The sequence below is a fragment of the Archaeoglobus sp. UBA230 genome, assembly GCA_002507545.1.
Classification (GTDB): domain Archaea; phylum Halobacteriota; class Archaeoglobi; order Archaeoglobales; family Archaeoglobaceae; genus Archaeoglobus.
In genome coordinates this window covers 1-14,113 of sequence record DAVR01000008.1, presented here as the reverse complement: position 1 = coordinate 14,113, position 14,113 = coordinate 1, and the positions used below count along the sequence as shown (strand labels likewise).

The following is a 14,113-nucleotide window of genomic DNA, read 5'->3' as shown; positions in this document are numbered from 1 at the left end:
TTTAATGCTCAGATTTCGGGAATTTTTTCCAGAACATCAACGATTACGGGAATATTTGTCCTATGGATGGTTTTGAACGCAGTTATCGGCATAACCTTGCTCAACACCAGGAATATGGAGCTTGGAATGCTTCTGCTTTCTCTGCTTCCACTGACTCTCGTGCTGATTCCAGACGCTTTTACCTCTTCTTTGCTACTCAGAATGGGGGTAAGCGGAAAAGAGGTCTTTGTCTTCTACTTCTGGTTCCTTGTGTCTGTGGCATTGGCGTTTCTCTTCCTTCTTCCGACGGGGGGCAATCCTACGGAAATTTTGCCTCCTAAAACTGCTTGGTTCAGGTTAATTGTGTTTCCGCTTCTTTATACCGAGTTTGCTCTACCATCTACCCTCTGTCTCGTTTTCCAGCGTATCAGGACTTTTTTGGTTTTCATTCCACTCCCAGTGATACTGGGATACATGATGATGTATTCTTTAAGGGTTTGACTATGACGCATCAATCTTTTTTCAAAAATTTGGTGGTGTAACAACAACGGTGGAAATTTTTAAGGGCAGGGATTCAACCCCACCCTCTGTGCCAACGCTAAAAGTCGAAATCTCAGCGACAACTCTTACAATCGAATACGACAAAAAGATTTCGCTGACAACCATCGTCTTCATAATCTTTGAAATAGCAAGAATCCTGCTCAAACAAATCTTTGAGCAGATAAACGAGAAGCTTGTTGAGGAATACTGTGGGAAGAGATACGAAAGAGGGAAAGAACACAGAAATGGTTATGCAAAGAGAACAATCGTAACCCTACTTGGCGAAATAACCCCTCATCTGGCAAGGGTTAGAGGAAAAGGAATTCCCTTGTACAGCCTTGTAGAATTCGAGAGCAGAAGAAAGTACCAGTCAGACGTCAAAGCAATCTCAGTTGATTCTGCTTTGAGAATGCTTCAAGATGCAGGGGATGAAATAAACCACTTCACTTCTTCTCCTTCTCATCAGACAATCTGGAGGGTATGTTCAAGAGCTGAGAGAGATTGAAAGAAAACTTTCAGCCAACATCTACTTCGCTCAGGATTCAACAAAGCTCCACTCATGGCATGGAAAGATAAAGCTTACTGTGTTTTAGGGAGAGAATGTGGTTGTTAGGGCTGGTAAGGACAGGATGAGAGCGGAAAAAGAACTCAACAGATTGATAGCATTAGGAGATGATGATAGAAGACTAAGCTTTGAAGAAAGGCAGATCGACTTGATTTACGTCTGGAGAGAGGTTAACTACAAGCTATGGCAGCATGGAGTTGATCTCGAAACGAGGAGAAGATACGTAAATGGGGGGTTAAGGGGATTTTGCTGGAGCTAAAGAATTCTCTGAGCAAGTCAGATTTAGAGAGCAGAATAAAGAAGGCAGAGAAAGCTCTGAATGAATTTGTTGAGGAGATGGAAGAAAAAGGTTACTGGAGAGTCTCAAGGTTCTTTAAAAGGCATATGAAGAGCATTCTTCTCTTTGCCTACAAAAAGCTTGAAAGAATGAACATTCCATGGCACAACAATAAAATGGAAAGGGAGATGGGAGAAATAGCGAAGAGAATGAAGAACAAGTGGATGTCATGGAGTGCTATAGGGGCAAGGAACCTGCTGAATTTGCTGCTGAGAAGGTATGCTAAGAAGGAGAAGTATGAGTTTTTATTGGGAAGTTAGTTGGTAAGGGTTATATGGTGGAGGTGAAATTCCAAGTATGATGAAACAGGCCAAAATTTTAATCTTCGTACTCTGGCAGTATGTAATGGTTCATGTTACTCGGACAAAACTATTTTTGCGAGAACGGGACTCTCTCTGTTCCTTGAGAATTGCAATTATGCTGCCCAAATACTCTACAGCCAAAGTCTCGGTGCAAGAGGGGAGAAAGTTTGGAGGAGATGCTGAGGTGGGTTGAAGAAGGTGGTTTTGATGTATATCCTTGGAATAGATGCCGGAACGACGGGTGTTACAGTTGGAGTTTATGATTTAAATGGGATACTGGTGGCTAAAAGCTATTCCGAATTCGAGACCTACTATCCAAAGCCGGGTTGGGTCGAGCAAGATGCGGAGCACTGGTGGAACAGTGTAGTTGATGCTTGCAGGCAGGCAGTTAAAATTGCAAATGCTGAAGATAGCATTGCTGCTATCTCTGTGGCAAATCAGAGGGAGACTGTAGTGTCCGTTGGTAAAGACGGCGAACCTATTACGAGAGCGATAGTCTGGCAGGACAGAAGGTGCATTGAGGAGGTAGACCTTATCAGAAAGAAGATCGGAGAAGAAACTGTTGCGAGGATTACAGGCTTAAAACCCGATCCCTACTTTTCGTTGCCAAAAATACTTTGGTGGATGAGGTATCAACCTGAGGTTATCGAGAAAAGCTGGAAATTGATGCTCGTTCACGATTACATCGTCTACAAGCTTACTGGAGAAGTGGTTACCGATTACTCCAATGCTTCGAGGACTATGCTGATGGATTTAAAGTCAAGAAGATGGTCGGACGAAATAGCATCTGCCTTTGATTTTGATCTCTCATTAATGCCAGAGTTGGTGAATTCAGGAGAGTTTGTTGGAGAGACGAGAGGAAATGTGGCGGAAAAGCTGGGCATCAATTGTAAGCCGTTGGTTGTTGCAGGAGGAGGGGATCAGCAGTGCTCCGCCCTCGCTCAGGGAGTTGTTGAGGAGGGCAGTGTGAAGTCCACAACTGGCACCGGAACCTTCATGGTTGCTCCGGTTGAGAAGGTTAAGGATTATGGAGAGATCATTTACTCTTCCCACGTTTTGCCGGGGGTGAATGTTGGCGAAGTGAGCATTTTTACGACAGGAAGTCTTCTTTCATGGGTAAAGAAGTCGTTTTATCACGGAGAGGGGTATGAAGCAGTAAACGCGGAGGCTGAAGAGTCGGGAATAGGGGCGAGAGGACTCTTCATACTCCCCTTCTTTTCAGGTGCAGGCTGCCCACACTGGAACTCACATGCAAGGGGGATGATTTACGGTCTAACCCTTGCCCATTCAAGGGGCGATATAGTGAGAGCGGTTATGGAGGCTGTAGCCTTTGAAGTTAGAACGAACGTGGAAGTTATGGGGAGGAAGGGTATTGAAGTGGAGGAACTTAGGCTCGATGGTGGTGCAGCTAACAGCAAGCTTTGGAACCAGATTTTCGCGGATGTTACAGGAAGGAGATGCTTGGTTTCATCGGATGTTGAGGCGACGGCAAGAGGTGCCGCAACACTCGCAGCTTCTGGAAGCGAGTATTTTACAGGTATTAAAGATGCTCTGAAGGTTTTCCTGCCAGAATTTACTGAAGTCAACCCGATTGAGGAGAACAGGCGTGTTTACGAGAAGGTTTACAGAGAATACGTGAGAATCAGAGATAATTACCTGAAGTCGGCGGAATAGTTTTATTACCTTCAACCCTCCACATTTTGGAGGGGATAACTTGTCGGGGGGATAACTTGCCAGTCCTGCTCGTTGTTGTGGATGGACTATCTGACAGACCTGTCAACGGAAAAACACCTCTCAGCGTTGCAAACAAACCAAACCTTGATAGATTGGCTGAGATAGGGATTAACGGAATAATGGATACCATTGCACCGGGGATTAGACCGGGCAGTGATACGAGCCATCTCGCACTGCTGGGTTATGATCCTTATAAATACTACTCTGGGAGGGGTCCAATAGAGGCGGCAGGTGTTGGAATTGAGGTTAAACCCGGTGATATCGCCTTCAGGATAAACTTTGCTACTGTTGAGGGTGAAGGCAGCATCTTCGACAAGGTTGTGGTGGACAGAAGGGCGGGTAGGATTGAAAACACAGAAGAGTTTATTGAGGCGATAAAGGATAAAGTAAGACTGCCGGTGGAGTTTCTGATCGAGAAGGGAACAGGACATAGAGCAGCTATTGTTTTCAGGGAAGAGGGTCTTTCCGAAAAAGTTTCAGATACCGATCCCAAGGCTGTAGGTAAGAAGGTGAAAAAATGCACAGCCTTGAGTGAGGAGGAAGGGGCGAAGAGGCTGGCTGAAATCGTGAACGAGTTTATGCAGAAGGCTCATGAGGTTCTCGATGAGCACCCGTTAAACAAGGAGAGGTCTGATAAAGGACTCCTGAAAGCAAACGCTCTCCTCTTGAGAGGAGCAGGAAAAATGCCTCACGTTCCAAGCTTTGAAGAGAAATTCGGGTTGAAACTCTGCGTTATAGCAGCCACTGCCTTGATAAAGGGTGTTGGCAGGATTGTTGGAGCTGACGTCATCACTCCTGAGGGTGCAACCGGAAACAAGAACACGGACCTTGAAGCCAAGTTCAGGGCTGCAAAGAATGCCCTTAAAAGCCACGATGTAGTTCTGCTACACATAAAGGCTCCCGATGAGCTTGGGCACGATGGAGATTTTGAGGGCAAAAGGAAGTTTATAGAGAGGCTTGACGAAAAAATTTCAACCCTCTTCGACCTAAGCTTCTCAGAAACCTGCCTCATTGTAACTGCTGACCACTCCACTCCAGTTAAGGTTAAAGACCACACAGCCGACCCCGTTCCCGTGATTATCGTCCACGAAGATGTCAGGAGAGATGAAGTGAGAAGTTTTTCCGAGTTCGAAGCCTACAAGGGTGGGTTGTGCAGGATAAGAGGCATGGATTTGCTGAACATATCCTTTGACTTGCTAAACTTCGCAAAGAAGTTCGGCGCCTGACTTGTCAGCCATTGTCTTGTTGTAATTTCTCTTTTGAAGGTTAGATTTAATATCGTTTTAAATTTCTCCCCCTTTATGAAACTACTGGCGCCAATGGCGCTCATTCTAACAGCGATAGCACTGATCATCCCTGCACAAGGAGCTACGAATATCTACATTGACAAAGATTTCGTCAATCTCGGCGAGTCTGTAAGAATTCAGGTCTCAATTGACGAAGCAATAAACAAACCCTTTGAAATTCTGGTAATATGTCAGGAAAATGCATACAAGCTCTGCGAGGGTGAGGAGGAAAATCTGACCTCGGCATGCGGAACAACTGAATGGCTATTTGAGATTCCGGAAAACTGGAAGGACGGAACTTGCCTCGTGAAGGTATTGGTTGATGATGCAGAGCCGATTGAGTATTTCGAGGAGTTTGAGGTTGTCAAGCCTAAGATATTGGACCTCGAAATCCCCGAACTGGTTTATCAGGGGAAAACAAGAATAAAAGCAACATTAGAAACTGCAAACTCCAGTGAAACTTTTCTGGAGCTGAGGATTTTGGGCAAAAATGCCGATGTGATTGCAGTTAAAAATCTGGAGTTTGCAAATAAAACTGACGACACGGAATATGAAGTGAGCATAGACCTGAACCTCAGACAGGGCTACGAACTTAGTCACGATATCTCTGATGTTATACAGCCTGGGAGTTATCTGATGGAAGTTCTTTTGGAGTTTGGTGGAAGGGTTTGGGATTCGAGGTCTGTCGTTGTGCGGATTTCAAAACCTACATTAAAAGTGGACGTTTCAGATGAGATTACCTTAGGAAATCCGATTGTGGTAAGAATAAAAAGCAACAGGGTTTACGATTATGGCTATGATGGCATTCTGGTGACATTAGTGGGTACGAACTATGTTGTGGCAAAAAAGGCGTATCTGGACAACGACGGAAGAGCTGCTGTTCAATTCGAAAGTGCGGGACTTAGTGAGGGGAAGTATGAGATTTACGTTAGAGATACCAGTCTGACGACTACGATCTCTGCAAAAACGCTTGCAGTAGATAACTACGATCTTGATCCGAACTATAGCTACTCAAAAATCCTGCAGGCAAATGATGATGTACTCGTTAAAAAAGAAATATGGCTGATTAGCGGGAGCGAGGAAGGGATGGAGTATGTTAGACTGCACTTTAACCCACGAAGCTATGAAGTGCCACCCAATTCAACGGTTAGCTTTAACATCATCGTTGATTCTGAAAGGGTTAGTTCCTACAAATTTTCAGTATCTCTTGCAATGCCGGAGAAAGTTGCAGAGATAGTTTCTGTGGGACTTCCAGATTGGGCATCCACAATAGACCGTCACGTGTCCACAAGCTACGCAATGCTACATGCAGCTAACTTCGGTAATGGGACAGAGATGGGTAAAAACTTAACCCTTGCTACATTAACGCTCCATACGAAAAAACCGGGAGTCGTTGTTCTGAACATACATGATGCAAAAGTCTATCGCTCGGATGGGAAGCCACTGAACCTCAAAACTTACGGAGCTTACCTGACAGTGTCGGAGGAAAGAGCTGCCGTTGAAAAAGAGAACATAAAAGGGTCTAATGAAAATTCCCCAGCCGCATCCACCCTTGCAGAAAAAACAGAATATGGTGTAACCGCAACTACCGTCGCTCAAGTTGAGTCGAATGTTCAAACAATGTCAGAGCAAGAGACCACACTCGACTACCAAAAGGTGATCATGTTCACTGCGATATTTCTTGCAATATTTTCGGCTGTAAAATACTTGATGAGAAAATCGTTAGCGGGAAAAAGGAAAAGTAGCTAACGCTAATCAATCCTTTCCAGTTTCGCTTCACCAAGCCCTATCCACCTTATCTTGAATCCAAATGCAGGAATGGTACTCTCTCCCATGCCATATTTCTCCAGAATAACCTTCAGTTCGTCAACAGTTGACGGATTTGCCTTTTTAATCTCTTCTCTGATTTTCTCGAAAAGCTCCTTTTTCACCGCATACTTTCCGGCCACAATGTAGTCGTCGGGAATGTTGGCAAATCCATCCAACTCGACAACATCCCCCTCAATCCCCTTTCTACTCCTGAACTTTTTCAGAGCTCTAAGCACCTCCCCATACGGAATTCTTCTGCCGAACTTTATCACGTTCTCAACTTCTCCTTCCCCAAAGTCCTCTCTTGCGATGACGATAAGGGGAATATCAGCCTTTTTTATCTTTTCGAGCTTCTTCCTAAGGTATTCCTCAGTCCAGAAACCAGCAATCTCCACATAAACTCTTTCACCCTCAACATCAACTGCGAAGTCTGGAATGAACGCATATTTTTCGGCCTTTACAACATCTGGTTCCCTCAAAACGTTGTAGCCGAGCATTCTCAACTTTCTCGCAAACTCCTCTTCAAGCGAGGAATCGTAGTCAATTCTCTCCTCCTTATCTGGAAATATGTCTTTCCACCTGTCATCAATCTCAAGAAAGTATACCCTGTCAGAGTCTATAATCTCCGCCCTGAGATACCACTTTTTAGCCCTCAGAATGTAGGGTATAAGCTTTGCAAAGGCAACTCCGTATTTCCTCGTCATTTTCAGTATGCTCGCTGCTCCTGTAACCTCTACCATTAGCTTTCCTCCTTCTTCATAAAGCTCATACATCAGACCAAGCCACTTGATTGCCCTGAAAATCTCCTTATGGTTGTCGGAAACCCAGAATGTCAATCTGAGAGCATTGAAAAGCGAAGTTTGGAGGAGAGAGAGATTGTAAAGCTTTATCAGGTTGTCGGGTGTGATAAGTCTGAAATCAGTCAGAATGAGTTCCTCCTCCCTGTCTGCATACATCGCCCTTTCTATGGTTTCAGGAGTTGTATTGAAATATTTTGCAGCGTACTCTATAACTTTGTCCCTCTCCTTTTTCGACGTCACGAATCCCTTCTCAAAGAGTAGCATTCTCACTCTATGCGGTTCAATTTCCGAGTCTACGTCAAAGGCACAGGCTTTCTCAACGCAGTAGTTCTCAAGAACCCTTACAAAACCCCTTACCTTCCTGAAGTTCCTTGCATCTTCAACATCCTTCAGCTTTGCAAGCACCTTTCCATACTTTTTTCCGACACCAGCCCTGAAAACTTTTATCACAATCTCCGCCAGCCCGTAATCCTTTTCTCCAGCAAACTTTGGGATGATCTTTCCCTTGACTTTCCTGACATCAAGCAGTTCCTTTGGTAGCATTTCTCCTCCTCCTTGCTGTTCCCACCTCTCCCGTCTCCCTTGAAATCAGTTCGTAGAGCACAGCTCTTTCTTTACCCTTAGACGGTCTCAGAATTCTGCCAAGTCTCTGTATATACTCTCTAACACTCCCACTCCCGCTCATGATCACACCAACACTGGCGTCAGGCACGTCAATACCTTCATCGAGCACCTGACTACTCACTATTGCTCTGAACCTCCCCCTCCTGAACCCCTCCAGAATCTCTTGCCTTTCCTCCTTGGGAGTTCTGTATGTTATGGCAGGGATAAGGAAAAGCTTGGAGATTTTGTAAACGAGCTCGTTGTGGCGGGTGAAGATGATTATCTTATCCTTCCTATGCTTCTCAAGAATTTCTCTAAGCTTTCTGATTTTGTTTTTTGAGTTGAAGGCAATCTTCCTTGCCTCATCCCACGCTCTGAGTGCATCATAAGCCCTCTCATCATAGCCGGTGGCCATCACAACCTTATGGAAGTCCTCCACGCTTCTGATCACTATCTTCCTCGCCTTAAGATAGTTCTTGAAAACCCTCTCCCTCTTTCTGTACTCCTCCAACTCCTCTTCAGTCAGCGGGATGTAAATCCTCTTTATCGTGAAGTCAGCAAGATGCTTGCCAGCAAGCTCTCCTGGCTTTAGCTCGAAAACCTTTCCCCCGACAACCTCCGGAAGAAGTTTGTGCCTTGAATCTTCCCTTTCGAAGGTTGCAGTTAAACCGAGCCTGTAGGGAGCAGCGCTCATCTCTGCAATCTGTATGTAGCTCTCTCCAGCCAGATGGTGAACCTCGTCGAATATCAGCAGTTTAAAGCGGTTTCCGAGCTTTTCCGCATTTGTGAAAGCCGAGTCGTAGGTTGCGATAGTTACAGGCTTCAACTCCTTAACCCTGCCGGAGAACTCGCCCACGTACTCACTACCGAAAATCGAAAGCTTCTCCTTCCACTGGTCTATGAGGTCGAGGGTGGGCACAACAACAAGGGTTGCTGCTGAAATCTCGTTTATCGCAGCGAGTGCAACATGCGTTTTGCCAGAACCCGTCGGCAGAACGATGCAGCCCCACTTGTCTCTGAGCCACCTCTCCAGTGCTCTCTCCTGATACTCTCTCAAATCAATTTCGGCATCAAAATAGGGGGAGGGTATTAAATCAAGGACGTTATCTTCATACTCCACATCACTCTGTTCGAAATAATCAATTATCCACCTATACTTGTAAGCGAGAGCCCTGTAAACCTTCGATCTGGGATCGAACTTGGCATGGGGAACGTGGACGTCTCCCTTAATAACGACCGTTCCCCTTTCGTAGGATAACTCGGCAAGCATTCAGCATTCCTTAACTTCAACAACCTTAAGCTTTTTTTGAATGGCGATAGCACATATCAACTTATTTTCAAAATAAAGCTTTTGGGAGCTCACGAGCAAAGTTCTGAGAATGTTTTATAATATATAAGAGTGGCGTTTCAGTTAGAGGTGTTTAAATGAGGATGGTGAAGGGGATTGAGGTAAAGTCAGTCCTCAACAAACATAAAAAGAGGGATGACTGGTTTCTGGATGATTATTCTGTAAATCCTTATTCTGGTTGCTCTTTTAATTGTATTTATTGCTATATAAGAGGCTCTAAATATGGGGAAAACCTGGCGAAAACAATATCTGCAAAGATAAACGCCCCAGAACTTTTAGAAAAACAGCTGGGGAGGAGGGCGAGGAGAAGGGAATATGGTGTAATTTTACTTTCATCATCAACAGAAGCTTATTTACCAGTTGAAGAGAAACTGAGATTAACAAGAAGTTTACTTGAGATAATCTTAAAATATCACTTTCCTCTGCATGTTTTAACGAAATCAAAGTTGGTTTTGAGAGATTTAGATTTACTGAAAGAGATTGATAAAAATGCGATTTTACCAGAGTGTCTAAAAAAGAAATTGAATGGAGGAGTGGTAATCTCTTTTTCCATCTCAACTCTAAACGAGAAACTTGCAAAAATTCTTGAACCGGGAGCACCAAAGCCAAAAGAGAGGTTAGAAATGATGCAGAAATGCAAAGAAGAGGGATTTTTAACGGGAGTTTGTTTTATTCCTGTTTTGCCGTTCTTGTCTGATTCGGAAGAAGAGCTTGATGAAATGATAAGAACAGCAAAAGATTATGGGGCGGATTTTTGCTTGGTTGGAGCATTAACTTTGTTTGGGAATAAAGAAGCAGACTGTAAAACCCTTTATTACAAATTCTTGGAGAAATACTATCCCGAACTAATCCCAAAATACAAGAGTCTGTTTGGATTATCCCCCCAACCTTCAAAAGGTTATCAAAAAGAACTTGAAAAAAGAGCAAAAAGGTTGTGTGAGAAATATGGGGTTAAAAATAGGATTGTTTAGTTAAATGCTTCTTTGCTCTGCTTTTCTCTACATATCCCAAATGACGATGTTTCGGATTTGGTGTAGAACTGAGCATTTGACGTCGAAACTACTACGATACCGACGGAAGCATCTCGGTATTCAAAGAAATCGCGAATTGACGGTAAAGGAATGATGGTAGCAGACAAAAAAGAAAAATAAGTAGCTCACTCAACCCATCCAAGCCCAAGCTCTTCAAGCTTTTCCCTGCTTGGCACACCATCAGGCCATTTTCTATATTCGTAATATTCGCTCACCTGCTTCTGCACGTCGGGAACGTTCCCTGCACTCCCTCCCTCGACTGGCTGAAGGACTATTTCTGGAAGTGTATCGTCCTTAGTCGTCACACCGCACTTGAGGCCGTAAATTCTCTTGAGCGTGTACATCCTCTCTCCAGCCACGAATATGCTCTCCACCGTATGCTCATGGCCGGTAGCAGCCTTGAGCATTGCTGCAAGCTGGGTGGGTTTAACTGGTATGAAAGCACACATTATGACGGCATTGTATAGCTCGGAGAAATTTTGAACCTTTGCGGTGAGAATGCCCTTTCCGTCATTAGCAAATCTATCGTCACTTGATATGTCGTATTCTGATATTTTCTTACCCATCTCGTAGAGATACATCTGGTGGGGTAGATGGCATGCCCCTCTTATGTGAGTAGCGTATGCACATGCCAAGCCCGCAAACCCCCTCGCATCGTGCATCGGAATTTCAAGTCCCTTGACGTGTGCCGCCCAGTTCTCAACACCATATTTTTTGCCAATAAACCTCACACCTTCAGCCAATTCCTCTCCTTTGCCATTCCTGTAGGCTATGTCTTTAACAAGCTGCTTCACAGCCTCCGCATCTCCCCATCTCACATTGAAATCTCCAACCCCCTTTTCTGTCAGATACATCGCGAAGGCGATTGACACGCCCGATGAGATAGAGTCCATTCCGAGATCGTTGACCATGTAGTTTATTTCGAGTAAAGACTCAAGGTTATCGTTCAGTTGCAGAGCGCCAAAGGCAGCGAGAGTTTCATATTCAGGGCCATGGATTTCCTTACCCTTGAACTCGACGACTCTGCCACATCTTACAACGCATCCCAAGCAGCCGTCATTGCCTCTCAAAACTGAAGCAGCCATCGCCGCCCCCGAAATCTTCGTAGCTCCCTCAAACATTCCCTGAGTGTAGTATTTTATCGGTAAATCTCCAAAACCCTCTGATGTTTCCATGTATCCTGCTGTGCCGAGCTGGGTGAACATGTTGCATGTGAAATCGTCCTTTATCCTCGCAAGCACTTCGTCAACGACATTGTTGAACTCCTCCTCGTTTGCAAGCTCCACTTTTTCCCTCTCAGATGGATCGTAAGCAACAACGATACCTTTGAGCTTCTTTGAACCCATAACAGCACCCATTCCCGTCCTACCGGCATGTCTCGAATTGTCTACCTGAACACAGGCGTATTTAACCAAGTTCTCTCCTGCCGGACCTATTACCGCCGTTGCAACCCTCTTCTCTCCAACCTCCTTTTCAAGCATCTCCTGAGCCTCGTAACATCCCTTGCTCCATATTTCGTCGGCATCAACTATTTCTGCTCCGTTCAAATCTATTTTGATGTAAACAGGCTTCTCGCTTGCTCCCTCGATTATAACGCCATCCCATCCCGTGTATTTCAGATAGGTAGCCATTCTCCCTCCAGAGTTCGACTCGCCCCAGATTCCGGTAAGCGGGCTTCTCGCACAGAACTCAAGCCTGCTGGTTGAAGGCGCCCTCGTTCCTGTCAGCGGCCCGGTCATCAGCATCAGTACGTTCTCCGGAGATAGAGGATCAGCATCGAACGTTCTCATGTCGTAATGTAGCTTCACAGCCAGCCCAGCACCACCTATGAACTCCTTCAAATCCTTCTCGTCTGGAACAAAAGTCGAGACTGTCTTGTCTGACAGATTAACTCTCAGGATTTTGCCACAGTAGCCAAACATCATACCACCTCAGAAGTCAATCTTTTTACCGTAAAATGCATATTCATACAGCTTCCTAACTTCATCGGTTCCGGGGCATCTTGGCGATGTAACGATACAGGCATCGTTTATTGCGTGATTCAGCACCTCTTCAAGCCCTTCGAAGAATTCCTTCTCCTCAACTATCTCTGAAACCTTTGTGGGTACTTCTATGTTCTTCATTATTTCGAGAATCCTTTCAACCAAGGTCTCAGCATCCTTCAGCTTTACCCTTACAGCCAAGTAGTCAAGCAACTTCTTGGACTCTTTGTCGTTGATGTAGTACTGAAGGGCGTATGGCAGAAAGACACCAACACATATCCCATGATGAACTTTAAAGTAGGCTCCAAAGGCATGCCCCAAGGCGTGAACGAGTCCGACCTGAGAATTGCCGAAACCCATTCCCGCCATCGTGGCTGCATGGTGCATCTTGGCTCTTGCATCCGCATCTCCGCTGTATGACTTTTCGAGGTTCTCAAGAATTATCTCTACAGCTTTCTCACACATTGCATCGCTGAAGTCATTTCTCCATGGAGAAACTGCACCCTCGATAGCGTGGGTTAGGGCATCCATTCCCGTTCCCGCAACGAGCTTTGGAGGCATCTTTTCAACAAACCTGTAATCGAGAATCGTTAGGTCTGGAATTGCTTCCCTGTTTGCGGGCAATACTTTCCTTTTTTCCTTCGTGTCTGTCAGAACCATAGCCCACGTGGCATCTGCTCCCGTTCCACTCGTTGTTGGGATCGCTATCAACTTCGCCTTCTTCTGGAACCCCAGTTCGTAGAGGTCTGTGAAGGGTGTAACTAATTCGGGGTCAATATCAAGCTCCAGAAGAATCCTTGCCATCTTCCCTACATCCAAAACGCTTCCACCACCAAGTGCAATGATTAGCTGGGCGTCAACATCTCTTGCAATCTTTGAACACTTCAGAGCGGTTTCAATGCTTGGCTCAGGCTCAACGTCATCAAAAATCTCAATCTTTTCAGCTTTGAGATACTTTTTCACTTCGTCTACGTATCCAAGCTCCCTCAATTGCTTATCTGTCACTATCAACACTCTCTCTGCCTTTTCATTTTCGAGATGCTGGACTGCATCATCACCGAAAACAGTCCTTGGTATCACAAACCACCACATTTTTCACTCACCAAAGATACTTGCCAGATAGCAACATAAAATATTTTCCAATGTTTATTAGTGCGCTTCAAATCTTTTTACACGAAACATTTTTTAATTTTTAATGCAAAATTCTCTTGATGCCCTCGCTCAGACTCAGTTTTCGCAGGAAGGAAGAAATGCCAAAGAGAGAAGCAGTCTTTGAAATAATCAAAAAGAGTGCTCGCGAAGAATTTCTGGATCAAGATACCTTTAGGACGCTGTCAAAGAGATTGTCGCAGGAGTTCGAACCTCCTGAAGGGTGGATTGAAGTTGAGGGTTATCCTGTTTACGGTAGATTTGTCATATCGAGCATCCATATACTCTACAATGATGAGGAAAATGAGTTTTTGTATCACGTTAACGAACCCAAACTGGATGAGGATGAAGAGAGACTCGTAAAGGACGTTATAAACAAGCTCGAATACTATGCCGCAAATCCAAAGGAGGTAAAGGACAAGGTTTCCACACTCAAATCAAAGATTGATTCGATCCTCGAAGATTACAGAATCAAGCTCGAAGGGTCAGATTACTTCAGAGTCCTCTACCACATTTTCAAGAGAACGATTCTCTTTGGGAGAATCACCCCCATAATGTACGACCCGATGATTGAAGACATCTCATGCAACGGTTATGGGAAACACATCTACATATTCCACAGAAAGTACACAAACCTCCGCACAAACA

12 protein-coding genes and 1 pseudogene are annotated in these 14,113 nt (G+C 44.7%); 9 read left to right on the top strand and 4 right to left on the bottom strand.

Features of this window, described 5'->3' with window-relative positions; genetic code table 11:
- Positions 1–66 precede the first annotated feature (66 nt).
- From BP688_RS02270 to BP688_RS02240, 7 genes are all read left to right on the top strand, one after another.
- A complete protein-coding gene (locus BP688_RS02270) occupies positions 67–480 on the top strand; it encodes a hypothetical protein (protein ID WP_290596475.1) in 414 nt (137 codons plus the stop codon).
- Between the two features lie 49 nt (positions 481–529).
- Positions 530–1,024 carry a hypothetical protein gene (locus BP688_RS02265; RefSeq protein WP_290596476.1) on the top strand — a complete coding sequence of 165 codons (495 nt, stop codon included), beginning with the start codon at positions 530–532 and terminating at the stop codon, positions 1,022–1,024.
- A 97-nt stretch (positions 1,025–1,121) separates the two neighbouring features.
- Entirely contained in the window at positions 1,122–1,343 is a 222-nt protein-coding gene (locus BP688_RS02260) for a hypothetical protein (protein WP_290596477.1), read from the top strand.
- Entirely contained in the window at positions 1,331–1,681 is a 351-nt protein-coding gene (locus BP688_RS02255; RefSeq protein ID WP_290596478.1) for a hypothetical protein, read from the top strand. The genes BP688_RS02260 and BP688_RS02255 overlap by 13 nt, the downstream gene beginning before the upstream one ends.
- A 240-nt stretch (positions 1,682–1,921) precedes the next feature.
- Positions 1,922–3,397 (top strand): xylulokinase, encoded by a 1,476-nt coding sequence (locus tag BP688_RS02250; protein WP_290596486.1) that lies wholly within the window; start codon positions 1,922–1,924, stop codon positions 3,395–3,397.
- Between the two features lie 56 nt (positions 3,398–3,453).
- Positions 3,454–4,683 (top strand): 2,3-bisphosphoglycerate-independent phosphoglycerate mutase, encoded by a 1,230-nt coding sequence (locus tag BP688_RS02245; protein ID WP_290596479.1) that lies wholly within the window; start codon positions 3,454–3,456, stop codon positions 4,681–4,683.
- Between the two features lie 75 nt (positions 4,684–4,758).
- The gene (locus BP688_RS02240) at positions 4,759–6,492 is read left to right on the top strand and encodes a hypothetical protein (RefSeq protein ID WP_290596480.1); all 1,734 of its coding nucleotides are present in this window, start codon (positions 4,759–4,761) and stop codon (positions 6,490–6,492) included.
- A gap of 2 nt (positions 6,493–6,494) precedes the next feature.
- Here BP688_RS02240 and BP688_RS02235 read toward each other — a convergent pair whose 3' ends face one another.
- Together BP688_RS02235 and BP688_RS02230 are read right to left on the bottom strand one after the other, a co-directional pair.
- Positions 6,495–7,895 carry a DUF790 family protein gene (locus BP688_RS02235; protein ID WP_290596481.1) on the bottom strand — a complete coding sequence of 467 codons (1,401 nt, stop codon included), beginning with the start codon at positions 7,893–7,895 and terminating at the stop codon, positions 6,495–6,497.
- Positions 7,873–9,225: a DEAD/DEAH box helicase gene (locus BP688_RS02230; protein WP_290596482.1), complete on the bottom strand. Its 1,353-nt coding sequence runs from the start codon at positions 9,223–9,225 to the stop codon at positions 7,873–7,875. The genes BP688_RS02235 and BP688_RS02230 overlap by 23 nt, the downstream gene beginning before the upstream one ends.
- A gap of 155 nt (positions 9,226–9,380) precedes the next feature.
- Here BP688_RS02230 and BP688_RS02225 point away from each other — a divergent pair, with 155 nt between their 5' ends.
- Positions 9,381–10,274: an SPL family radical SAM protein gene (locus tag BP688_RS02225; protein ID WP_290596483.1), complete on the top strand. Its 894-nt coding sequence runs from the start codon at positions 9,381–9,383 to the stop codon at positions 10,272–10,274.
- A gap of 185 nt (positions 10,275–10,459) precedes the next feature.
- Here the strand turns inward: BP688_RS02225 and BP688_RS02220 are convergent, their stop codons facing one another.
- Positions 10,460–12,256, bottom strand: coding sequence for an aldehyde ferredoxin oxidoreductase family protein (locus tag BP688_RS02220; RefSeq protein WP_290596484.1), 1,797 nt, complete (start codon positions 12,254–12,256; stop codon positions 10,460–10,462).
- 9 nt (positions 12,257–12,265) lie between these two features.
- Positions 12,266–13,396, bottom strand: a complete 1,131-nt coding sequence (locus tag BP688_RS02215) for an iron-containing alcohol dehydrogenase (RefSeq protein WP_290624493.1) — start codon at positions 13,394–13,396, stop codon at positions 12,266–12,268.
- 131 nt (positions 13,397–13,527) lie between these two features.
- Between BP688_RS02215 and BP688_RS02210 the strand changes: the two are divergent.
- Positions 13,528–14,113, top strand: a pseudogene (locus tag BP688_RS02210) (secretion system protein E); the annotation flags it as partial.

What these genes read in the sequence shown, in the direction of transcription:
- BP688_RS02270 (WP_290596475.1), top strand. Translation starts at nt 67, where the DNA reads ATGGTTTTGAACGCAGTTATCGGCATAACCTTGCTCAACACCAGGAAT.
- BP688_RS02240 (WP_290596480.1), top strand. Translation starts at nt 4,759, where the DNA reads ATGAAACTACTGGCGCCAATGGCGCTCATTCTAACAGCGATAGCACTG.
- BP688_RS02235 (WP_290596481.1), bottom strand. Translation starts at nt 7,895, where the DNA reads ATGCTACCAAAGGAACTGCTTGATGTCAGGAAAGTCAAGGGAAAGATC.
- BP688_RS02230 (WP_290596482.1), bottom strand. Translation starts at nt 9,225, where the DNA reads ATGCTTGCCGAGTTATCCTACGAAAGGGGAACGGTCGTTATTAAGGGA.
- BP688_RS02225 (WP_290596483.1), top strand. Translation starts at nt 9,381, where the DNA reads ATGAGGATGGTGAAGGGGATTGAGGTAAAGTCAGTCCTCAACAAACAT.
- BP688_RS02220 (WP_290596484.1), bottom strand. Translation starts at nt 12,256, where the DNA reads ATGTTTGGCTACTGTGGCAAAATCCTGAGAGTTAATCTGTCAGACAAG.